4 protein-coding genes are annotated in these 24,173 nt (G+C 72.9%); all 4 read right to left on the bottom strand.

What is annotated here, in order from left to right:
* Positions 1–12 precede the first annotated feature (12 nt).
* Genes KMS84_RS05750 through KMS84_RS05735 form a run of 4 tightly spaced genes read right to left on the bottom strand, consistent with a single transcriptional unit; the run spans position 13 to position 23,943 of the window.
* Positions 13–1,503 carry a tryptophan 7-halogenase gene (locus KMS84_RS05750; RefSeq protein WP_256914943.1) on the bottom strand — a complete coding sequence of 497 codons (1,491 nt, stop codon included), beginning with the start codon at positions 1,501–1,503 and terminating at the stop codon, positions 13–15.
* Positions 1,500–2,843: a cation:proton antiporter gene (locus KMS84_RS05745; protein ID WP_256914942.1), complete on the bottom strand. Its 1,344-nt coding sequence runs from the start codon at positions 2,841–2,843 to the stop codon at positions 1,500–1,502. The genes KMS84_RS05750 and KMS84_RS05745 overlap by 4 nt, the downstream gene beginning before the upstream one ends.
* Entirely contained in the window at positions 2,840–12,223 is a 9,384-nt protein-coding gene (locus KMS84_RS05740; RefSeq protein ID WP_256914940.1) for a non-ribosomal peptide synthetase, read from the bottom strand. Before KMS84_RS05740 ends, KMS84_RS05745 begins: the two co-directional genes overlap by 4 nt.
* Positions 12,220–23,943, bottom strand: coding sequence for a non-ribosomal peptide synthetase (locus KMS84_RS05735; protein ID WP_256914939.1), 11,724 nt, complete (start codon positions 23,941–23,943; stop codon positions 12,220–12,222). Before KMS84_RS05735 ends, KMS84_RS05740 begins: the two co-directional genes overlap by 4 nt.
* Between the last annotated feature and the right edge of the window lie 230 nt (positions 23,944–24,173).

Here is a 24,173-nt window from a genome sequence, read left to right as displayed (position 1 = left end):
GGTCACGAGCCCTCAGGCCGACTGCGGGGCTACCCAGGAGAGGCCGTCCGACGAGGGGATCAGGCCGCCCTCGAAGAGCGGCAACTCGTCCTCGGAGTCCTCTCCCAGCGCCACGTGCATCTGCATCTTGGAGCTCTCGACCATCGCCTCACGTGCCACCGACGCACCCAGAAGCGGGGCCCAGTTGTCGTTGCCGTCCCCCGAGATGGCCTCGACCGCTGCGGCGAACTCCTCGGTCTGCGCGTGCAGGCGTGCGGCGACCGAGTCGGCGTCCGTGAGTGCCGCCTCCCCGGAGGAGACGCCGCCCACCAGGTTCACGAACGACTCCATCTCGGAGCTGCTGTTCCGGGTGAGCTTCTTGGCCTCCCAGAAGTAGGAGCCCTCGACGCGGTGCATGTCGTAGAAGGACATCAGGAACTCGTAGAAAACGCTGTACTCGCGGCGATAGCGCGCCTCGAACTCCTTCATCGCCGCCTCCTCCTCGACCTCGCCGGCCAGCGTGCTGTTGATCGACCTCGCGGCCAGCAGCGCGCTGTAGGTGGCCAGGTGGACGCCGGAGGAGAAGACCGGGTCGACGAAACAGGCGGCGTCACCGACGAGCATCATGCCCGGCCGCCAGAAGGCGGTGTGGTGGTACGAGTAGTCCTTGCGGACGCGGATCTGGCCGTACTGGCCCGTGGTGACCCGGGTGGCAGGGGAGAGGAAGTCCGAGATCATCGGACACTCGTCGATCAGCGCCTGGAGCGCCTTCTCCGGATCGCCCTGGACCTTCTCGGCCAGCTCCCGCCGCACCACCGCGCCGACGCTGGTCAGCGTGTCGCTCAGCGGGATGTACCAGAACCAGCCGCTCTCGAAGGCGACGCACAGGATGTTGTAGCGGATCGGCTCCGGCATCCGCTTGCCGCCCTCGAAGTAACCGAACAGCGCCAGGTTGCGGAAGAAGTCCGAGTACTCCCGGCGGCCGCCTATGCTCCGGTTGAGCCGGCTCTGGTTGCCGGAGGCGTCCACCACGAACCGGGCCGACACCTCCCGCTGCACCCCCTGGTCGTCGGTGTAGCGCACGCCCGTGACCCGGTCGCCGTCCTCCACGACCTCCGAAACCGCGCTGCCCTCACGGACCACGGCGCCGACCCGACGGGCGTTGTCCAGCAGGATCTTGTCGAACTTGGAGCGCTCCACCTGGTAGGCGGTGGAGGTCGGGCCGGCCATCCGGGGGGAGACCGAGAAGAAGAAGGTCCACGGCTCCGGGTTGGCGCCCCAGCGGAAAGTGCCGCCGCGCTTGAGCGGGAAGCCCGCCTTCGCCAGCTCGTCCGCCGCGCCGGTCAGCCGGCAGACGCCGTGGACCGTGGACGGAAGCAGGGACTCCCCGATCTGGTAACGCGGGAAGAACTCCTTCTCCAGAACGAGCACCGAGTGCCCCTTCTTGGCGACGAGTGCGGCCAGTGTCGAGCCGCCAGGGCCACCGCCGACGACCACGACATCGAATGCTTCGGTGTTGCTCACGCTGATTTCTCTCCCGCTTCCTCGCCGCCGACGCCGACGGACCGCACTGAATGGGCAGTTGGTGCAATGGGTGTGGTAGGGGCAGTTGGTGAAGGGCTCGTCCCGGTGCGGCCCGACCGCCGCCTGTCCTTGTCCCCGGAACCGATCAACTGGAGCAGTGGGCCGGTCATCACGGTGGTGACCAGCGCCACCAGGACCAGGACGGTGTAGAGCTTCTGGCCGATGAGTCCCGCGGACTTGCCGACCTCCAGCACGATGAGCTCGGTCAGACCGCGGGTGTTCACCATGACGGCGACCAGGGCGGACTGCCGGGGCTCCATGCCGTGCAGACGAGCCACGCCGTAGGTGGGGACGGTCTTTCCGGCGACCGCCACCAGCAGGAGCAGGGCGAGCAGGGCCAGACCGTCCGTCCCCACCATGGCGAGGTTGACGGACAGTCCGGTGGTGACGAAGAACAGCGGCAGCAGCAGGTTGGCGGTCTGCTCCATCGGCCCCAGGACGTCGGCGTCCGGAGCGCCGTGGCGCGACGGCATGGCCATCCCGGCGAGGAACCCGCCGAAGACGGCGTGCAGCCCGAGCGACTCGGTGACCCAGGCGCTGCCCAGGGCGAGGACCAGTGCCACCGGCACCGGGTTGCTCAGCAGGGTGGCCGGCCGGGCCAGCCACCATCGCAGCGCGGGCCGCACGCAGCCGAACAGGAACGCCGTGAATCCCACCAGCAGCGCCAGGGTCACCAGCCAGGAGCGGCGAGTGGCGGGGCCCGAGTCGCTGAGCACCGCGGCCAGCACGAGCCAGGCGGCCACGTCCATGAGTCCGGCCGCCGCGATCGCCACCGTTCCGGCCCTGGTGCCCGCCGCACGCTCACGCACGATGGCCGCCAGGACCGGCAGCGCCGTGATCGAGATCGCCACCGCCAGGAACATCGCGAACGCGTCGCGGCCCGCGTGCGCCGGGTCCACTGCGGAGAAGATCCCGCCCCCCAGGGAGACGGTCGCCAGGGTCAGTCCCATCGGGACCAGCAGGGCGGCCAGCGCGACGCTCACCGAGGTGCGTCCCGCTCGGAAGGAGCGGAAGTCGATCTCGTAGCCCGCCACGAAGAGGAACAGGACGATCGCCACCTGGGCGAGCACCGAGAGGAACGGCCGGGCCTCGGTGGGGAAGAGGAAGGCGGTCGGATCCCCCGGTAGCTGACCCAGCAGGGTCGGCCCCAGGGCGATGCCACCCAGGATCTGGCCGATCACCACGGGTTGGCCGAGCCTGCGGGCGAGGCCCTCGGCCAGCCAGGACACCAGGACGACCAGGGCCACGTCACCGAGGACGACGGCTGTGAGGGCGCTCATGAGCAGTCCTCCCCGCTGCGCCCGTCGGCCTCGGCGCGCAGCGCGGCCAGGTCCGCCTCCGGGCTTTGGACGATCCGTCCCAGCAGGCCCAGGTAGTCCCCGGCCAGCCGCTCGGCGCTGCCCCGGGCGAACAGGTCGGTGCTGTACTCCAGGTAGCCCTCCAGTCCCTTGTCCGTCTCGCGCAGGGACAGGTTCAGGTCGAAGGCCGCCGTCCCAGGAGCGGCGGAGAGCGTCTTTCCGGTCAGGCCGTCGACGCGGTCGGTGTCCTGCCCCGCACCGCCCGTCGAGGGGGTCGGCGCCAGGTTGAACATCACCTGGAACAGTGGGGAATGGGCCGGATCCGGGCGCGGAACCAGAGTGCGGACGAGGTCGGCGAAGGGCAGGTCCCGGTGCGCCTGCGCCTCCGCCACCACCTCCCTGGCCTGGGCCAGCAGACCGCTGAAGGCCTGCTGCGGTGCCACGTCCAGGCGCATCACCAGCGGGTTCACGAAGTATCCGACCACGTCGTCCAGTTCGGCGGCCGGCCGGTTGGTCACCGGCGAACCGACGGCCAGCTCGCGGTCGTCGGTTCGCCCGCCCAGGAGCGCCGCGTAGGCCGCCAGCATGGTCATGTAGAGCGAGGCGCCGTGCTGCGCGGCGAGCGTGCGCAGCCGCCTGACCAGGTCGGCCGGGACGGCGAGTTCCACCGCCCCTCCCTGGTGGGACCTGACCGGGCAGCGTGGGTAGTCGGTGCGCAGGGCGAGGCACTGGGGCAGTCCGTCGAGCCGCTTGCGCCAGAAGTCGCGCTGCCGCTCGAGCTCGGCGGCGTCCACGGTGCGGCGTTGCCAGCGGGCGAAGTCGGCGTACTGGAGCGGCAGCGGCGCCGGGCCCGGCCGGCCCTCTTTCGACCCGTGATAGTTCTCGACGAGTTCCCGCATCAGGATGCCGGTGGACCAGCCGTCCACGACGCCCCACGGGCGGGTCAGGACGAGGACGTGCTCCTCCTCGTCGACGACCAGCAGGTGGGCGCGGAGCATGTGCCGGTCCTGCCGGGCGAAGGGCCGCAGCCGCTCGGCCCGCAGCCATTCGGCGAGCGCGGTTTCGCCGCCGGTGGACTCCGGGAGCTCCAGGACGGTCGTCTTGAAGCCGTCGGCGCCGTTCACACGCTGGACGACGCTCCCTTCGCGGTCCGGGTAGCTGGTGCGTAGGATCGCGTGCCGCGACACCAGGGCGTGCACGGCCCGTGCCAGGACTTCCCGGTCCAGTCGGCCGCGTAACCGCACGGTCAGTTGGACGTTGTCGTGCGCGGTGGCCAGGCCCGCTGGGGTGCGCAGGAACCACAGGTCCTGCTGGGCGAGGGACAGCGGCGCCTCGTCGCCCTCCGCCGCGGGCGCGGCGGGCAGCAGGTCGGTGGACGGCGGGTCGGTGGACGGCTGTGGCTGTGCGACCCCTCCGCCCTCGTGGTCCGCCCCGGTTGCCGGGAGTGCGGCCGCTCCGTCGCCGGGCCCGCCCCTCACAGCGGCGGGCGGCTCCGCCTTCCGTGTCTCCGCTTCCAGGGCCGCCGCCAAATCGGCGACGGTGGCAGCCGTGAGGATGAGCTGGAGCGGCAGGTCCGCACCGGTCTCCTTCTTGACCCGCAGGTTGAGGCGGGTGGCGAGCAGGGAGTGGCCGCCCAGGTTGAAGAAGTTGTCCTGGAGACCGACCCGGTCGAGCCCGAGGACCGCGCCGATGTGCCGGCACAGGAGGTGCTGGGCCTCGGTGCGAGGCGCGACGTAGACCTCCTTGGCGAGGTCCTCCTCGTCCGGGGCCGGCAGCGCCCGCTTGTCGACCTTGCCCTGCGGGGTGACCGGCAGTTCCTCCAGGACTACGAAGGCACCGGGCACCATGTAGTCCGGCAGCCGCTCGGACAGATGGTCGCGCAGCTCCCGGACGAGGCCGGGTCCGATCCGGTCGATCTGCGGCGCGTTGGCCAGGCGCCGGGCCCGGTACGGGCTGCGGGCCAGCACCTGGGGCCGCTCGCCCCGGCCCAGCACCAGGTCGAGGCCGTCCGGCCGGTCCTGGGACCAGGTCGCCGCGACGTGGTAGCCGAGCTCTTCGGCGTGCCTCAGCGCGTCCGCCAGTTCGCGCACCTTCTCCTGGTCCCGCGCCGAGAGCCGCTCTCCGCCGGGCAGAGCCTCGACCCGGCGGGACGGGGCCAGCCGGGCCAGCGAGGCGAGGACGCGCACGTCCTCGGCGATCCGGGGGTTGGTCAGTCCGGTGACGCCGAACCGCTCGGGGGCGTCGCCGAGCAGCAGGGCGCGCAGGTCGGCCGGGCTGGTGGCCTCCAGCCAGGGCAGGTCGGGTGCCGTGGCGGCCCGGCCCTTCGTCAGCACCACGTCGTAGCGGTAGGCAAGCATCTCGTTGCCGCCGGTTCCCCGCTTGACCATGATGTCGACGGCGCCCAGGTCCTGGTGCCGCTCGGGGAGCTGGGCGAAGAAGCTGGGACTGACCAGGAGTTCGGTCTCCTGCCGGCGGCGGCGCTGCACCTGCGCGGCCAGCGCGTCGGCCGTGCTCGGGACGCCGGAGCGGCTGCGCTCGATGGCGCAGACGTGCTCGGAGAACAGGTCCAGGTTGCGGATGTCGCCCAGCAGGATCCGGCCGCCCTCCTCGAGCCGGGGCAGGATCCGGGTGATCACCTCCTGGAGGTAGTGGCGGCTGGGGAAGTACTGCGCCACGGAGTTGAGCACGACCACGTCGAAGGTCTCGGCGCCGAGATCCGCCACCGACAGCGCGTCGCCTTCCCGCAGGGTGACGTGGGACCAGCCGCGGCGCTCGGCGCCCCGGCGCACGTCCGTGAGGGCCGCCGCGGAGACGTCGATGCCGTGCACCCGCTCACACTCCTGCGCGTAGCGGAAGAGCAGCAGTCCGGTGCCGCAGCCGATCTCCAGCAGCCGCCTGGGCCGCAGCTCGCGGATCCGCTCGACGGCGCCGTCGATCCACTCCCGCATCTCGGCCTCGGGGATCGGCTCCCCGCTGTAACTGCTCTCCCAGCCGGCCAGGTTGAGATCGTCGGGGACGGCCTCGTCGGCTTCCCGGGAGTACTGGTCCTCGAAGAGTCGGCGCCACTGGACCAGGTGCTCGGCGGTCTGTTCCGCGGCGGCCTGCTCCAGCCACTCCTCGGTCGGGCGCACGTAGGCGCTCAGGGTGCCGGCCCCGCCGTCGACACGGGGTACGACCACGGCGCTGTGCACGCAGGGGTGCGCGTTCAGCGCCGCCTCGACCTCGCCGGGCTCGACGCGGAAGCCGCGGACCTTCACCTGATCGTCCACCCGGCCGCGGAACTCCAGGGTGCCGTCGGGCAGCCAGCGCACCAGGTCGCCCGTGCGGTACAGGCGCCCGCCCGGGGCGTCGCCGAAGGGGTCGTCGACGAACCGCCGGGCCGTCAGCTCAGGGTTGTCGAGGTAACCGCGGGCGACGCCGGCGCCGCCCAGGCAGAGCTCGCCGATCACCCCGTCCGGCACCAGCCGCAGCCGCTCGTCGGTGACGTAGGCGGTGGTGTGCGGGACGGGCACGCCGATCGGCACCCGGCTGTCCTCGGGGAGGCCGCGCGGGATCACGTGGTAGGTGGAGGCGATGCTGTTCTCGGTCGGGCCGTAGCCGTTGGTGACGGTCAGCCCCGGGTGCGTTGTGTGCAGCCGCCGCACGTCCCGGGCCGAGAAGGTGTCGCCGACGACCGCGAGTTCGCGCAGCGGCAGCTTGCTGCGGGTCTCGGCGGCCTCGGCGAAGGCAGGCAGGAAGGCGGCCGACAGCAGCATCGTGGTGACTCCGGCCCGTTCGACGCAGTCGAGCAGCTGGGCCGGGTCCTTGGAGTCGCCGTCGTGCAGCACCAGGAGGCCGCCGGAGACGAGCGGGGTGAGCACCTCCTGGGAGCCGGCGTCGAAGGAGATCGAGGAGTGGTGGAGCACCGCCGTGGACTCGTCGGCGGCGAAGTAGTCCGGGTTGCGCACCAACCGCACCACGCCGCGCTGTTCGACCAGCACGCCCTTGGGGCGGCCGGTGGAGCCGGAGGTGAAGACGGCGTAGGCGAGGTGGTCCGGCGTCAGACCCAGTGCGGCCCGGTCGGGATCATGCGTGGGCATGGTCTCGAGCACCTGGGCCCGGTCGCCGGCGCGCTCGCCGGTGTCGAGGTCGAGCACCTCGTCGAGCTGCTCGAAGAGCGCCCCCGGCATCCCGGCCCGGCCCAGCACGATGCGCACTCCGGAGCCGTCGAGCAGGGCTCGGATGCGCTGCTCCGGGTAGCCGGGGTCGATCGGGACGTAGGCGCCGCCCGCCTTGAGGACGCCCAGCAGTCCGACCACCAGCTCCGGCGAGCGGTCGGCGCACACGCCGACCAGGACGTCGGGGCCGACCCCGAGGCCGCGCAGGTGGTGGGCGACCTGGTTCGCCCGCGCGTTGAGCTGCGCGTAGGTCAGCCGACGCTCGCCGTGGCGCACCGCGGGCGCCTCGGGGCGCTCGGCCGCCTGCTGCTCGAACAGCTCGGCGAGGCAGGAGTCCTGCGGGTACGGGGGACGGGCGCCGCGGGCCACGGTGAGTAGCCGCTCGCGCTCGGCCGGGGGCAGCACGTCGATGTCGAGTGCCCGGGTGCCGTGTCCGTCGTCGGCGGCCAGTGCGTCGACGATGCCCGCGAGGGCGGTCTCCACGTAGGACAGCAGGGTCTCGGGTTCGACCGTGTCCTCGATCTGGACGGTGAGGGAGAGTTCGTCGCCGAGGTCGTCGAGCGACATGCCCATGGGGTAGTTGGTGCGGTCCATGACGGCCAGCCAGCGGATGCCCTGTTCCTCCAAGGCCGGCGCCGGGGCGCCGTTGCGCGCGGGCTCGAAGTGCCGGAAGTTGATCGCCGCGGTGAACAACGGGGTGTCGTTGTCCAGCCCGCTGCACCGCTGGGCCAGGCTCAACGAGGACTGCTCGCGGACGATCAGCTCGCGCAGGTCGCCGGCAACGTCGTCGACCAACTCCCGTACGGTGCGGCCGGCCAGCCGCACCCGCAGCGGGAGGGTGTTGATGAAGTTGCCCAGCATCCGCTCCACCCCGGGCACGCCCTGTAGGCGCCCCGACATGACGGTGCCGAAGACCACGTCGTCGCGCCCGCTGCCGGCGGCCACCACGCGGGCGCAGGCCGCGTGGAAGAGCCACGCCGGGCTGAGGCCGAGCCGCCCGGCCTCGGCCCGAAGCCGCCGGGTGAGGTCGGCGGGCAGCGAGCGGCGGGGCTTTCTGGTGCGGCGGCCGTCGCCGTGCACGTCGTTCAGGCCGAACGGCACCGTCGGTTCGGTGACGTCGCCCAAGGTGGCGCGGAAGTACTGCTCCGCGTCGCCGGTGGCCAGTTGGTGCAGGGTGTGGGCGACGAAGTCGCGGTAGGGCGCCTGCGCCGTGAGCAGGTCGGAGCGCCCGGCCATGTGGGCGGCCAGCTCGTCGACGATCAGGCGCATCGAGGTGGCGTCCTCGATGAGGTGGTGGAAGTTCAACAGCAGGAAACACCGGGGCGATGCGGGGTCCCGTGCGATCCGGACGCTGAGCATCGGCGCCCGGTCCGGCGGCAGCTGGGTCGGCAGACCTGCCAGTGCGCGGGCCCGCTCCTCGGCGTCCGCGCCGGGCGCCTCGGCCTCGGGCAGGTCGATGTGCTGCACCGGGAGCGTCGCCGCGCGGTACACCACCTGCACCGGCTCGGGCAGACCTTCGGTGAGGACGGCGGTGCGCATCACGTCGTGGCGGTCGATGAGGGCCTGGAGGGCGTCGAGGAACGCCGTGCACGCGGCTTCGTCGTCCGCGGCGAACACCGCGGACATCAGGTACGGGTCGTTCTCCGGGTCCATCAGGTGGTGGAAGAGGATGCCTTCCTGGGAGGGCACCAGCGGGTAGACGTCCTGGACGTTGGGGGCGCCGCCGGGGACCCGGTCGGCGATGGCGTCCACGTGCTCCTGGCCCAGTCGAACCAGCGGCAGCAGCTCGGGGGTGAGCCGCCGGCAGCCCTCGGGGACGGCGTTCGGCGGCACCTGGTAGCCGGGCTCGGCCGGCTCGCCGGCCCGGTCCTCGCCGGAGCTGCCGTTGGTCCCGGCGGTGGCCGCGTCGATACGCGCCGCCAGACCGCGCAGGGTGGCGTCGTCGAACAGGTCGCGTACGGAGAGCTGTAGCCCGACCGCCCGCAGCCGGGCCACCAGGACCGTGATGAGCAGGGAGTGGCCGCCCAGGGTGAAGAAGTTGTCGTTCGCGCCGATCCGACCGGCGTCAAAGCCGAGGAGGTCGGCCCAGACCGCGGCCAGCGTCCGCTCGGTGCCCTCGGCCGGGGCCACGTACGCGTGGTCCTGGCGCTGGGCGTGGGCGTCGACGCCGGGGGCCGGGAGCGCGGCGCGGTCGAGCTTTCCGTTGGTGGTCAGCGGCAGGTCCGGCAGGAGCACATAGGCTCCGGGGAGCATGTACTCGGGCAGGACGCGGCGGGCAAGTCCGTCGAGCTCGGCACGCAGCCCCGCCCTGTCCTGGTCCGCGGCCGGCACCACGTAGGCGACGAGCTGCCGGTTGCCGGGCCGGTCCTCGCGCACCACGACGGCGCACGAGCGGACCCCGGGGTGCTCGTTGAGGCGGGCGGAGACCTCGCCCGGTTCGATGCGGTAGCCACGGATCTTGACCTGGTCGTCGTTGCGCCCGTGGTACTCCAGCGAGCCGTCCGCGAGCTGCCGGGCCAGGTCCCCGGTGCGGTACATCCGGGCGCCGGGCACCCCTCGGAACGGGTCGTCGAGGAAGCGCTCGGCGGTCAGCTCCGGCCGGTTCAGGTAGCCGCGAGCGACTCCCTCGCCACCCACGTACATCTCGCCGACCGCCCCGGTCGGCACGGGGTTGAGGTGCCGGTCGAGCACATAGACGTTCAGGTCGGGCAGCGGGCGGCCGATCGGGCTGACGGCGGAGGCGGTGTCGGCCTCGGTGACCACCCGGTGGGTCACGTGCACCGTCGTCTCGGTGATGCCGTACATGTTCACCAGCTCGGTCGCCGTGTTGAGCGGCCGGGCGAACCAGGGGCGCAGCACCGTGGGGTCCAGGGCCTCGCCGCCGAACACCACGGTGCGCAGCCGGTGCCGGGCGCCGTCCTCGCCCTGGGCCGCGACCAGTTGTCCGAAGGCGCTGGGCGTCTGGTTCAGGACGGTCACGCCCTGCTCGCACAGCAGCGCGTAGAACTCCTGTGGGCTGCGGGCCACCTCGCGCGGGACGACGACGAGCCGGCCGCCGTGCAGCAGGGCGCCCCAGGTCTCCCAGACGGTGAAGTCGAAGGCGAAGGAGTGGAAAAGCGTCCACACGTCCTCGGAGCCGAAGCCGAAGGACTCCAGGGTCGTGGTGAACAGCCGCGTCACATTGCGGTGTTCGACCAGAACGCCCTTGGGCAGGCCGGTCGAGCCCGAGGTGTAGATGACATAGGCGAGATCCTTCGGCGAGGTGCCGGTCACCGGCTCCAGGTCGTCGGCGGGCAGCCACTCCCAGTCGCCCCGCACGTCCACCACCTGGGCGCCGCAGGCGTTGAGCCCCTCGGGCAGCGCGCCGTCCACCAGCACCACCTTCGGGGCGCTGTCCGACAGCACGTGGGCGAGCCGCCCGACCGGCGCGGTCAGGTCCAGCGGCACGTACGCGCCGCCCGCCTTCAGCACCGCCAGCGCGCCGACCACGAGCCACTCGCCGCGCGGCAGGCAGAGCGCCGCCGGGGTGTCACGGACCACGCCCGAGGCGCGCAGGTACCGGGCCAGGCGGTTCGCCCGCGCGTTCAACTCGGCATACGTCAGGGAGCGGTCCTCGCAGGTCACCGCCACCGCGTCCGGCGTGCGGCGTGCGACCTCCTGGAACCACTCGTCGATCCGGCGGGCCGGCCCGGGCGCCGGGCCCGACGGGGCACTCCACCGCCGGGTCACGGCGCCCAGCTCGGCCTCGTCCAGCAGGGCCAGCCGGGAGATCGGCTCCTGCGGCGCCTCGGCGACGGCGGCGAGGAGGGTGGTGAAGTGGCGCACGAAGCGCCGGATCGTCTCCCGGTCGAACAGGGTGGTGCTGTACTCCACGGCGCCGGCCAGGCCCTGCGGGGTCTCCCGCAGGTCGAGGGTGAGGTCGAATTTGGCGATGGTGAAGTCGACGTCGACCGGTGTCACCTCCAGCCCGCCCAGGGTGAGCCGGGGCTCCGCCTGCTCCTCCTGGAGCACCAGCACGGTCTGGAAGACCGGTGAGTGGCTGAGGGCGCGCTCGACCTGAAGGGCGTCCACCACGGCCTCGAAGGGCACGTCCTGGTGGTCGTAGGCCTCCAGCGCGGTGCGCTTCACGCGGGCGAGCAGCTCGACGAAGGCCGGGTCGCCGTCCAGGCTGTTGCGCATCACCAGGGTGTTGGCGAACAGGCCGATGAGCCCCTCGGTCTCGGCCCGGTTGCGGTTGGCGACGACGGTGCCGACGGCGATGTCGGTCAGCTGCGTGTAGCGGTGCAGCACGACGGAGTAGGCGGCCAGCAGCGTCATGTACAGCGTGGCGCCATGCCGCTCGCCGAGTTCACGGAGCCGCCCCAGCAGCTCCGGCGGGCACTGGAAGAACTCCCGGGTGCCTTGATAACCGCGCACCGGCGGGCGCGGGCGGTCCGCAGGCAGCGTCAGGCCCACTTCGACGCCGGCGAGCCGGTCCTTCCAGTAGTCGACCTGACGGTCCTGCGCCTCGCCGGCCAGCCACTGGCGCTGCCAGTGCGCGAAGTCGGCGTACTGCACCGGCAGTGGCTCCAGGGTGTCGTCCCGCCCCTGGCGGGCCGCCTCGTACAGCTCGGTCACCTCGCGGAAGAACACCCCGACCGACCAGCCGTCCGAGACGGTGTGGTGCATCGTCACCATCAGGACGTGCTCGGTCGCCGACACCCGCAGCAGCAGCGCCCGGATCAGCGTGTCCCGCGCCAGGTCGAAGGGGGCGAGCATCTCCTGCTGGCAGATCCCGGTCACCTGCGCCGGGTCGGCGACGTCCTGCTCGCGCATCGTGAAGGCGGCGCCGTCGTCGATGCATTGATACGGGACGCCGTCGCGCTCCTCGAACCGGGTGCGCAGCGCCTCGTGCCGCAGCACCAGCCCGGTCAGCGCCCGGCGCATCGCCGCGCGGTCCAGCGGCCCGTGCAGCCGCATCGCCATCGGGACGTTGTAGTAGGCGCTGGTGCCCTCCAGTTGGGCGAGGAACCAGAGCCGCTGCTGGGCGAAGGAGAGCGGCGGCGGCTGGTCCTGGGAGCGGGGCCGGCGCGGGATGATGTCCAGCGCGGAGAGGTCGACGCCCCGCTTGGTCAGCAGCGCGATCACGGCGCGCTGCCGCTTGGCGGGCATCGCCTGTATCTTGCGGATCAGTTCCGGTCCGCTGTCCGGGTACGGCGTGCTCATCGTCGGCCTTTCCAGCTCTCGATGCCGAGAGCAGCGTCGTCGCTGTCCAGGGCGTCCAACTCGGCGTCGCTCAGGCTCTCGATCAGGGTGATGCTCTCGGTGATCGCGTCCAGGTCGAGCGCGGCGTCGGCCCCGGGGTCCGGCAGGGCGCGCTCCAGTGCAGCCGCCAGGTCGCCGATCCTGTTCGCGTCGAAGACGGTCTGGACCGTCAGCTCCACGCCCGTGCGTTGCTTGACCAGGTTGATCAACCGGGCCACCAGCAGGGAGTTGCCGCCGAACTCGAAGAAGCCGCTCTGCGCGTCGAGCACTTCCGCGTCGATGTGCAGGAGCTCGGCCCACACCCCGGAGACGATCCGCTCGGTGTCGGTGAGTGCGACCGCCGGCCCGCTGCGCACCGGGGCCTCCGGCTCGGGCAGCGCGGCCGTGTCGAGCTTGCCGTTGCCGGTCAGCGGCAGCGTGTCCAGCAGCACATAGGCGGAGGGGACCATGTACGGCGGGAGCGCGGCCCGCAGCGCGGTGTCCAGCTGCTCCCGCAGCTCCAGTTCCCACGGCCCGCCGGGCTCGCCCCGGCGGTCGTCCGCCGGGACGACGTACCCGATCAGGCGCCGTTCGTCGCCCTGGCCGCGGACCACCACCCGTGCCTCCCCGACGGCGGGGTGTTCGTTGAGCCGGGTGGAGACCTCGCCCAGTTCGATCCGGTAGCCGCGGATCTTGACCTGGCCGTCGTTGCGGCCGAGGAACTCCAGCGAACCGTCGGCGAGTCGGCGTCCCAGGTCACCGGTCCGGTACATCCGGGCGCCCGGCACCCCGATGAACGGGTCCGCGACGAAGCGCTGGGCGGTCAGCTCCGCACGGTTCAGGTAGCCACGCGAGACCGCCTCGCCGCCGATGACCAGCTCGCCCACCGCCCCGGTCGGCATCGGCTCGCCGTGCCGGTCCAGCACGTACACGCTCATGCCCGGCATCGCGCCGCCGATCGGCCTGGTGGTCAGGCGGGTGTCCGGCTCGGTGACCACCCGGTAGGTGGTGACAACCGTCGTCTCGGTGGTCCCCCACATGTTCACCAGCTCGGTCCCCTCGTTGACCGCCCGGGCGAACCAGGGTGCCAGCGGCGCGGCGTCCAGCTCCTCGCCGCCGAGCAGCACCGTGCGCACGCGGTGCGGGGCGCCGTCGTCGCCCTGCGCCGCGATCAACTGCCCGAATCCGGTGGGTGTCTGGCCGAGTACGGTGACGCCCTCGGCACACAGCAGGCGGTAGAAGTCGCGCGGGCTGCGCGCCACGTCCCGCGTCACCACGACCAGCCGGCCCCGGTGCAGCAGAGCGCCCCACATCTCCCACACCGTGAAGTCGAAGGCGAAGGAGTGGAACAGCGTCCACACGTCCCCCTCCCGGTAGCGGAACCACTCCTGGGCCGCGACGAAGAACCGGGCGACGTTGCGGTGTTCGACCATCACCCCCTTGGGCAGTCCGGTCGAACCGGAGGTGTAGATCACGTACGCCAGGTCCCTCGGCGAGGCGCCCGCCACCGGCTCCAGGTCGGCGTCCGACAACGCCTCCCAGCGGGCCGTGTGGCCGGGGACGTCCACCACCTGGGCGCTGCCGACGTCGAGTCCGTCCGGCACCGCGCCGTCCACGAGCACCACCTTCGGGGCGCTGTCCGACAGCACGTGGCCGAGCCGCTCGACCGGCGCCGACGGGTCCAGCGGCACGTACGCACCGCCGGCCTTCAGCACCGCCAGCGCGCTCACCACCAGCCACTCGCCGCGCGGCAGGCAGAGCGCGACCAGCGACTCGTGCCCCACGCCCAGCGCCCGCAGGTACCGGGCCAGGCGGTTCGCCCGCGCGTTCAGCTCGGCGTAGGTCAGGGAGCGGTCCTCGCAGGTCACCGCCACCGCGTTCGGAACGGCACGGACCTCCTGCTCGAACCATTCGTGCAGGAGGCGCTCCGACCGGGTGTCGGCCGCCTCGGCGGTCACCGGCTCCCAGGCGAACTCGACGAGCTCGCGCCGCCGCATCGCGGCCGGCAGCACGGACAGGTCGAGCGCGGGGGAGAGGGAGCGCTCCTCGTCCGGGAGCACCTCGACCAGGGAGGCCATGGCGGCCTCCAGGCAGTCGATCACGACGTCGGCGTCCTGGGCCCGGTGGATCAGCGCGTCGATCCGGAACGCGTGCCCGAGATCGTCGACCGAGACGGTCACCGGGAAGTTGCTGCGCTCGAAGACGTCCGACCGCGGCGTGACGCCCACCCGCTGGAGCCGGGCGGCGATGCCGTCGTCGCTCGGCAGGTGGCGGTAGTTGAAGATCGCGTTGAACAGCGGAAGTTCACGGTCGGGCAGGCCGCTGTGCGCCCTGGCCTCGGTGAGCGGCACCTGCTCGTGGCGGACCAGCTCGTGCAGCAGTTCCCCGGTCCGCCGGACCAGGTCGCGCACGCTCCGGCCGGCCAGGTCGAGCCGCAGGGGCAGGGTGTTGATGAAGCTGCCGAGCATCCGGTCCGTGCCCGCGGGTCCCTGGAGGCGCCCCGACAGGACCGTGCCGAACACCACGTCGTCGCGGTCCGCGCAGGCCGCCATGGTCAGCGCCCAGCCGACGTGGAACAGGGTCGCGGGGCTGATCCGCAGCTCGGCCGCCAGCTCGCGGATACGTCGGGCCAGGCCGTCGTCCAGCGACCGGCGCGCCTCGACGACCTGGCGTCCGTCGCCGTGCACGTCGTGCAGGCCGAACACCACGGTCGGCTCCGTGACGTCACCGAGCAGCGCGGTGAAGAAGGCCGCGGCCTCCGTCCCGGTGGGCCGCCGACGGGAGTGGGCTACGAAGTCGCGGTACTGCACCGGCTCCGGCAAGGTGTCCGCCCGGCCGTCCATGTGTGCGGCGAGCTCGGCGAACAACAGACCGAGCGACGACGCGTCGTGCAGCACGTTGTGCAGGCTCAGCGCCGCGTGCCACACACCGGTGTCCGGCTCCTGACCGGCATGCAGCCGGATCAGCGGGCCCCGGTCCAGCGGCATCCGCGGGGCGTTGCGCACCAGTTCCGCCAACTGGTCCACGGCCGGTGTCCCGGCCCGGAGCTCCGTCTCCGCCGGCTCGAACTCCACGTGACGCAGCACGGCCTGGACCGGCTCGCCGAGGCCGTCGGAGAGGATCACGGTGCGCAGCGCGTCGTGCCGGGCGATCACCGCCCGCAGCGCCTCGGTGAACCGGTCCAGGTGGTCGCGGTCCGCGAAGGAGAGCAGTCCCGAGGAGATGTACGGGTCGTGCGCGTCGTCCCGGATGTGGTGGAAGAGCATGCCCTCCTGCATTCCGGCGAGGGGGTACACGTCCTGGAGGTTCACGGCCCCACCGGGCACGGCGGCGACGACCGCGGCGAGTTCCTGCTCGGTCAGGGAAACCAGGGGCAGCAGGTCGGGGGTGATCCGGGTGGTGCCGACCGGGATCCCGGCCGGCAGGGGAGAGGCGTCGGAGCGGGCGGGGACGGGGGTCACCGGGGCGGGCTCGACGACGGTGGGCGTCTGCACGGCCTGCACCGGCTGGGCCGCCCGGGCGACGGCCGCGAGGTCGGGGGCGCGCAGGATGCTCGGCGGGTCGCACAGCAGGCCGCGTGCGCGCAGCCGGTCGGCGAAGTGGTGGGCGAGCAGCGAGTGGCCGCCCAGGGCGAAGAAGCTGCTTTCGGGGCCGAGTTCCCCCGCAGGCAGACCGAGCAGCTCGGCGCAGACCTCGATGACCACGCGCTCCGGGCCGGCCGGTGCCCGGACGGGCTCGGGGGCCGGCGTCGCGGCTGCGGGGACGAACACGGTGTCCTCGGACGCGGGCTCCGGGCCTGCCTGGGCGGGGGCCGCCGGCTCGGGCCGGTCCGCCGGGGCCGCACGGACGGGCCGGGGCGACGTCCCGCCCAGCCAGTGGCTCGTCCGCTCGAAGGCGGTGGCGGGCAGCGCCACCAGGCGCCTGCGCCGCGTGTACAGCCCACCCCACGGGATCCTGGCGCCGCACACCCACAGCTCGGCGAGCCGCTCCAGGTCACGGTCGGCGACCAGCGCCGAGACGAAGGCCTCGCCCCTGGCCCCGTCGAGCACCGCCATGAGGGGCAGCCGGCGGTCGTCCGTGTCGCCCGTGTGGAACACGGGTCCCGGCGACCCGTCGGCCACTGCCGTGCCGTCCGCCCCGGCCAGGAAGGCGGCGAGCGACGCCCGCAGTTCCTGAACGCTCGCGGCCACCACGGCGAGCCGCGCCGGCATCGCCTCACGGCCCAGCTGAAGGGTGTACGCGACGTCGGCGAGGTCCACTCCGTCGCGCCGACCGAGGAACTCGAGCAGCCGGCCCGCGGCCGTCCGCAGCCGCGCCGGGTCGGCGGCCGACACGACCAGCAGCTGTGGCCCGGGGTCCGGTTGCGCCCGCCGGACCGCCGCCCGCGGCGGCTCCTCGACCACCATGCTGACGTGACTGCCCCCCGCCGCAACGGAGTTGATCAGCGCTCGCCGGGCCGGCGGTCGACCGGGCGCCTCCTTGCGCTCCGCCCAGAGGGTCAGCCGCTCGCAGAGCGTCAGCGGCCCGCCGTCCAAGGCCAGGTTGGGGTTGGTCTCGCCGGTGGCGACGAGCGGGGCCAGCTCGCGGTGCCGGAACTGAAGGGCGACCTTGGTGAGCTGCGCGACGCCCGAGGCCGCCTCCGGGTGCCCGAGGTTGGACTTCACCGACCCGACCACCACGGGCTCGGTCACCCCTTCGAACACCTCCCGCAGGGCGCTCACCTCGATCTCGTCGGACAGCGCCGCGCCGTTCGCCGACGCCTCGACGTATCCGACCGACGCAGCCTCGGCGCCGGAGCGCTCCAGAGCCCTGCGCATGACCGTCACCTGGGCCCGGCGGCTGGGCGTGAGGAAGCCGTTGGAGCGACCGCTGTGCAGCGTGGCGGTCCCCTTGATGACGGCGTGCACCTCGTCCCCGTCGCGCAGTGCGGCGTCCAGCGGCTTGAGCAGGACCGCGCCCACGGCCTCGGCAGGGAGGTAGCCGTCCCCGTCGCGGAAGCTCCGGCTGTCCGGCCCGCTGCCCAGCATCCGCATCTCGGACAGCCCGAGGAACTTGTCCGGACGGGGCGCCAGGTTCACCCCACCGGCGATGGCGGCCTCGCACTCCCCGCGTTGGAGGTCCGCGCAGGCCAGGTGGATGGCCATGGCCGAGGAGGTGCACATGCTGTCGACCGCCAGGCTCGGTCCCTCCAGCCCGAAGAAGTGCGAGACCCGGTTGGCGATCATGTTGTACGACGCCGTCGAGGTGAGCGCCGCGAGCGCGGGGTCGGAGGCGTCCGCCCGGTACTGGAGGTAGGAGGCGCCGGCGTAGACGCCGACGCTCCGCCCGTACCGGCGCTCGATCACCTCCTGGGTGACGCCGCAGCCCTCCAGCAGTTCCCAGACCGTCTCCAGGAACAGCCGCTGCTGCGGGTCCATCGCCGCCGCCTCACGGGGCGACACGCCGAACAGCGCCGCGTCGAACCCGTCGATGCCGTCGAGGAATCCGCCCCAGACGCCCGACCGTGCCGCCTCGTCCCAGCGGTCGGGGGGCGGCTCGGTGACGCAGTCCTTCCCGTCCCGCAGGTGCGTCCACAGCGTGTCCAGGTCCGCCGACTGCGGATAGCGGCCGGCGATGCCGATGACGGCGACGTCCATGCACTTCCCTCTGGGCTCGGTGGACCGGAGCGCTGCACGGTCCGGTGCGGATGTGGTCGTCGCGTCTTCGGGGGCGACTGCCGGCTCGGGTTCGATCCGGCGCTCGGGTTCACGGTGGGGCTCGGCTTCGGGTGCGCGTACGGAGTGGGGCTCGCCGAGGAGTGCACGCAGGGCCGTCGCGTGCTCGGCCGCGAGGTACCGCGCCAGCTCCCGCAGGGTCGGCAGTTCCAGCAGCAGGGTCCTGGCCATCGGGCCGAACGTCTTCTCCAGCCGGGTGACGGCCTCGACCGCCAGAACGGAGTCCATGCCGTACTGCTCCAGCGCGGCGTCCGGGTGCAGCCGCTCCGGACCGAGCTTGAGGACGTCGGCGAGCAGCCTCCGCAAATAACCGACCGTCCGGTCCTCCAGCAGCCGGTCGCCGTCCCGCGCGGCCTCGGGCGTCGCGGCCGCCGCGCCCGTCGGGTCCGCCGCACCCCGCCGGATCACCCCGCCGGTGATCCGGGCCAAAGCCTCGTGCCGGCCCGCGAGCACGATCAGTCTGCCGTCGTCGGTGGCCTCCGGGTCGGTCAGCGCCCACCGCAACACGGCGAGCCCCTCGGCGGATCCGAGCGGGACCAGGTCCAGGTCGCGCAGCCGCTGCGCGACGGCCCGGTCCGCTCCCATGCCGCCGTCGGCCCAGAGCGGCCAGCCCACGGAAATGGACCTGCCGCTGCGTTCCCCCGCCGTGACCAGGCGGTTGCGGTACGCCGCGTAGGCGTCCAGGAAGGCGTTGGCGGCGGCGTAGTCGGCCTGACCGACGTTGCCGAAGGCGCCGCTGGCCGAGGAGAAGCAGACGAAGAACTCCAGCGGCTGGTCACGGGTCAGCTCGTCGAGGTGCACCAACCCCTTGACCTTGGGCGCCAGGACCCGCTCCAGCTCGTGCGGGACCTTGCCGACGACGAGCCGGTCCGCGAGGACGCCGGCACCGTGCAGGAGGCCGGTCAGCGGTCCGTGCTCGCGGACCACGTCGGCCAGCAGCCCGGCGGTGGCCGCCCGGTCGGTGATGTCCACGCACCGGTACTCCACGGTGAGCCCCGCGGCGCGCAGCTCGTCCACCCCGGCCCGCTGCTCCCCGGAGAGGGCGGAGCGGCCGACCAGGACCACCGTGGCCCGGCGGACCGAGGCCGCGATGTCGCCCGCTACGATCCGGCCCAGCGCACCGGCGCCACCGGTGACGAGGTAGACGCCGTCCTCCCGCCAGGGTCCGGTCGCGGCGCCGCCGAGCCTCGTTCCCCGTAGCGCCGCCGTGTACCGGAGGCCGTCGCGGTAGCGCACCTCGGGCCCCGGCCCGGGTCCGGCCTCGGCCGCCAGCCGGGCGCCGACCGTGGCGGGGGACGCTCCGTCGAGGCAGTCCACGAGCTGCCCGTGCAGCCGGGGGTCCTCCAGGCCGGCCGTCCGCAGCAGCCCGGACAGGCCGCCCAGGCAGGCGAGCCGGTCCCGCTCCGGGCCGGTGGCCGCCGGCCGGGCCAGCGCGACCTGGAACAGCACCGGTCCCTGCGGGCCGGGCCGCAGGACCTCTTGGAGCCGCGCGAGCACCTCCTGGGCGGCCTCGGTGTACTGCTGGTCCAGCGGACCGTCCGCCAGAGCGACGAACCGGCACTCGGCGCCAGGCGGCAGCGCGGCTCGCAGTTCCTCGCGCTCGGCCTCGGAGAGAGTGCCGACCACCGTCACATGGTGGGCGGTGAACCCGTTCGCTCCGCCGGCCTCGCCGGCCTTCTCGCCGGACGCCCAGCCCGGAAGAAGCAGCAGCACCTCGCCGTCCCGGCCTGTCGCCGTCTCCTGGGGGTCCCCGCCCGGCGGGATCCCGCCGGACGCCGGCCCGTCGAGCTCGATCCAGCAGCGCTCGCGGGCGAAGGGGTAGCCGGGCAGCGGCACCCGGCGCGGCCTCGGCTCCGGACCGCCCGGGTGGCTCGGGCCGTTCGTCCGGGAGCCCGTCTGCACCGTGTCCCACGGCACCGGGGTCCCCGCGGCCCACAGCCGCAGCAGCCGGTCGCCGGCGCCCTCCCGGATCCAGTCGTCGAGGGCGCGCGCCTGCTCCGCCCCGTCCGGCGCGACCTCTGTGAGCACCGTGCCGCGCACCCAGCCGTCAGGCTGGTCCGGCGCTGCCGCGAACCGTGCGAGCACGGCTCTGGCCTCGGCCGGCGACTCCGACGCGAACGCGAGACGCTCCTCCAGGGCCACCCGGCCGGTCTGAAGAGTCCAGGCGACGCCGGGCATGTCGGCCTCGGTCAGCTCGGCCAGACGCGCCTCCAGCCGCCTCGCCTGTTCGACCAGTTGGGCCTTGGTCCGGGCCGAGAGGACGAGCAGCGTGGGCCGGTCGACCGGGCCCGGTTGCGGCTGTGGCAGCTCGTACTCGGTGAGGACGACGTGCGCGTTCGAGCCGCCCGCGCCGAAACTGGAGACCCCCGCCGTCCGGAGAAGGGAGTGGCTCGGCCCGCCGTCCACCACGACGGGTCGCCGCCACGGCTCCAGGCTCCGCTGTACGCGCAGCGGGGTCCGCGGGAAGTCGATGTGCGGGTTGAGCGTGGTCGCATGGAGGCTGGGCACGAGTTCGCGGTGCCGCAACTGGAGCAGCACCTTGGTGAAGCCGGCGATTCCGGCCGCGCTCTCGGCGTGCCCGATGTTGGACTTGACCGAGCCGATCGCGCACTGCTCAGGCCCCGCGCCGGCCTCCTGGAAGGCCTTGGCCAGCCCGGCGATCTCGATCGGGTCGCCCAGCGCGGTACCCGTACCGTGCGCCTCGATGTAGCCGACCGACCTGGGGTCGACACCGGATGCGGCCAGCGCCCGGCCCACGACCTTGCCCTGGGCCGCCGGGCTGGGCACGGTGTAGCCGTTGGTCCGTCCGCCGTGGTTCAGCGCGGTGCCCTTGACCACGGCGTGGATGTGGTCGCCGTCCGCCAGCGCCCGGTCCAGCGGCTTGAGCAGGACGGCGCCGACCCCCTCGCCGGGCACGTAGCCGTCGCCGCCGGCCCCGAAGCTGCGGCAACGACCGTCGCTGGAGAGGTAGTTGCGCTGCGCCAGCATCAGGTACTTGTTGGGGTGCGCGGTGACGTTGACGCCGCCCGCGAGGGCCGCCCCGCACTGGCCGCTGCGGATCGCCTCACAGGCCAGGTGGATCGCGGTCAGCGAGGACGAGCACATGGTGTCCACGGCCATGCTCGGCCCTGTGAACCCGTTGACGAAGGACACCCGGTTCGCGACCGAGGACGCGCTCCCTGACAGCGCCACCGCCTGACCGCGGTCTTGGGCCTGCGCGCCGTAGAGCTGGTAGTCCTGGTACATCACTCCGGTGAAGACGCCGACGCCGCCGCTGGTGCGCTCCAGCAGCTCCCCGGTGTACCCGGCGTCCTCCAGGACGTGGTGCGCGCACTCCAGGAACAGCCGCTCGTGGGGGTCGAGGTGCTCGGCCTCCCGCTGCGAGATGCGGAAGAACAGCGGGTCGAACAGGTCGACGCCGTCGAGGAAGCCGCCCCAGAGGTCGGCCTCCGCCGCCCACTGCGGTCGTGTCCAACGCTCGGCCGGGACCCGGCGCACCGAGTCGCGGCCGGACCTGAGATTCTCCCAGAACTCGTCCAGGTCCGCCGCCTCCGGGTAGCGGCCGGCGACGCCGATGACGGCGATGTCGAACCCGGCGCCCGCCTGGGACGCCTCGGATCGCTCCCGCGGGGGCGCGGCCGCAAGCTCGGGCAGGGCACGCGTGCTCAGCCCGGACAGCTCGACGCACACTCGGCCTCGCTCGTCGAAGACCGTTACATCCAGCAGCGGCCGCGCCGCCGCCGGACCGCTGCCCGGCCGGAACCGGACCCAGGCCATGGCCCGATCGGGGGTCGCGCGACGTACGTCCACCTGCTCGACGGCGAACGGCAGGGCGGGTTTGGACGACCCGTCCACCTCCCCGTCCGGCCCGAGCCAGAGCCCCGCGGTCGCTTGCAGCGCCCCGTCCAGGACGGCCGGGTGCAGCAGGCACCCGGCGAGCGGGTCGGCGGAGGCCGGGAGCCGCAGCTCGGCCAGCGCCTGCGGGTGCTCCGCCGCGTCGGTGCCGGTACGCAAGCCGGTCAGTGACTGCTGGGCGGGGCCGTACTCCTGACCGAAACGGGCGAAGAGCTCATAGATCCGTGCCGCCGTCACCTCCCCTCCGGTGCAGCCGGCCTGCGCCGCCCCCAGGGCGTCCGGCTCGTCCTCGCCGTCACCGTCACGGTCTTCGACCAGGCGCACCCGGCCCTGGCAGTACGGCCTGTCGTCGTCCTGCGGAGGCGCGATCCCGAACTCCGCACCGTCGGCCGTCTGCCGCACGGTGACGCGCAGCTCCAGCCCGTCGGGCCCGCAGAAGGCGGGGCGCAGCCAGACGAGGTCCTCCAGTCGCACCCGCTGTCCGGCCGGCTCGCCGAACCAGGCGGCCGCGGCCGCCCGCGCCAGCTCCACGTGGGCGACGCCGGGCAGAACGCGGGCGCCGCGCACCAGGTGGTCGCGCAGGTACGACTCGTCCCCGTCGAACCGGGTCTCGTACGCTGCACCGGACTCGAGCGGGACGACCCCGTGCAGCAGCGGGTGCGGGTCCGTCTGTGCCTCCGCCTCTGGGGCGTTCGCCTGTTCGCCCGGCTGGGCGAGGACGTTCTCGGCCAGCTCTCGCACGGTCGGCTGCGAGACCAACGCGGCCGTAGTGAGCGCCAGGCCGTAGCGGTCGTTCAGACGCTCCACGAGAGCGGCCAGAGTGACCGGGTCGAACCCGAGCTCCGTCCACTCGGCGTCCGGTTCGACCTGCCCGGCCGGCACACCGAGCAGCGCCGCGATCTCGTCCGTCAGCTCGCCGCACCGGACGGCCGCCTGCCCGTCCGGCCCGCCGCCGGCCCGCGCGGGGGCGTCCGCGGAGGGTGCGACCTCCGCCGGGCGGCCGGCCTGCGCAAGGCGTTCGTCCAGCCAGGCCGCCAGTTCCGCGATCGTGGTGTACTCGAAGACGACGGTCGGGGAGAGCTCGATGGCGAACCGGTCCTCCAACTCCCCGACCAGAGCGACCAGGGAGGCGGAGGTCAGCCCGAGCTGGTAGTAGCCGATGTGCGACCCGACGTCGGCCGGCGGCACCCCGAGCCGCGCGGCGACCAGTTCGCGCAGTACGGTCACGACGTCGCGCCCGGCCGCGGGATTCTGGGTGACGGCGGCCTGCCGGGCGGGCTCGCCCCGGACGTCGAGGGCCGCCGTGGCCCGGACCCGTTTGGCCGCGAGGCGGCCGACCTCGGCGATCTTCACCCCGCTCGCGTCGTAGAACTCGGCCCCCAGCCGGATCAGTTCGTCGTCCCTGCTGATCGAGTCGGCCGAGACCCTGACGAAGCAGCTGCGGCCCAGCGGAGCGGTCGCCCGGAAGGACTCGAACACGATCGGCAGGTACAGGGCTTCGCCAGGGTCGCCCGCGCTTGCCTCGTGCAGCATGTGGCTGTTCACGCTGCCACCGAGCAGCCCCGCCTCGAACAGCGCCGGATGGAAGAGGAAACGGTCCGCACCGGCCTGCGACGCCGGGGGGAGTTCCAGCTCCACGACCAGGTCCGTGCGGCGGTGGTGCACCACGCCGTCGACCCTCATCAGCCCGGAGTGGACCAGTTCGTGCTCGCGAAGCCAACGGTAGATGTCGGCAAGTGACGTCTGTCGTTCCACTCCGGCGAACGGCATGGACAGCCGCTCCGTGAAGGCCGGCGAGCGGGCTTGACGCACCGTCACCGACGCGTGCAGCATGTCCGCTTCCTGCCCGCGCCGACTGCTGACCTCGATCCGCCAGCCTTCGGTGGGCGCGGGACGCCCTGCGACGGTGACCAGGACCCGCTCGCCCGGCTCGGCGACGAGCGGCGCCAGGATGGTCAGGTTCCGGAACTCGACGTCCGCCATGGCATGGCCGTGCCTGGCCAGTACCTGCAGCACCAGATCCACGTAACCCACACCCGGCAGCAGGTTTCGGCCGTAGACGACGTGGTCCCGCAGCAACGGGTTCTCGGACGTAATGGTGAATATCTCGGTGAACGGTAAGGATTCAGCCATCGGTATCCACCCCAGGGCAGCATCGAATCGGCATTGGCACCCGACCGGGGTCCAATCATGGAAATCGCCGAGCCTTTATGAAAAAGTCCCGATCAATACACGAGGCAGTGCAATATGGCGGGCCGAACCGACAGTAAGGTCTCTCCGGCCGCATAGCGGCATGGGCGCCCCTCGCCACAGCAAGGAGAACCGAAAAGAGGTGCCGGAAACGTATGGAGAGGACGGCCTCG

The organism is Streptomyces hilarionis, from assembly GCF_024539675.1.
In the GTDB taxonomy this organism is placed as follows: Bacteria; Actinomycetota; Actinomycetes; order Streptomycetales; family Streptomycetaceae; genus Streptomyces; species Streptomyces hilarionis.
The sequence above is the reverse complement of the archived record's forward strand: the minus strand, read 5'-3'. Positions and strand labels throughout refer to the sequence as shown.

Bases quoted from the DNA above. Each gene is read 5' to 3' on its own strand.
- KMS84_RS05740 (WP_256914940.1), bottom strand. From the start codon at position 12,223: ATGAGCACGCCGTACCCGGACAGCGGACCGGAACTGATCCGCAAGATA.
- KMS84_RS05745 (WP_256914942.1), bottom strand. From the start codon at position 2,843: ATGAGCGCCCTCACAGCCGTCGTCCTCGGTGACGTGGCCCTGGTCGTC.
- KMS84_RS05735 (WP_256914939.1), bottom strand. From the start codon at position 23,943: ATGGCTGAATCCTTACCGTTCACCGAGATATTCACCATTACGTCCGAG.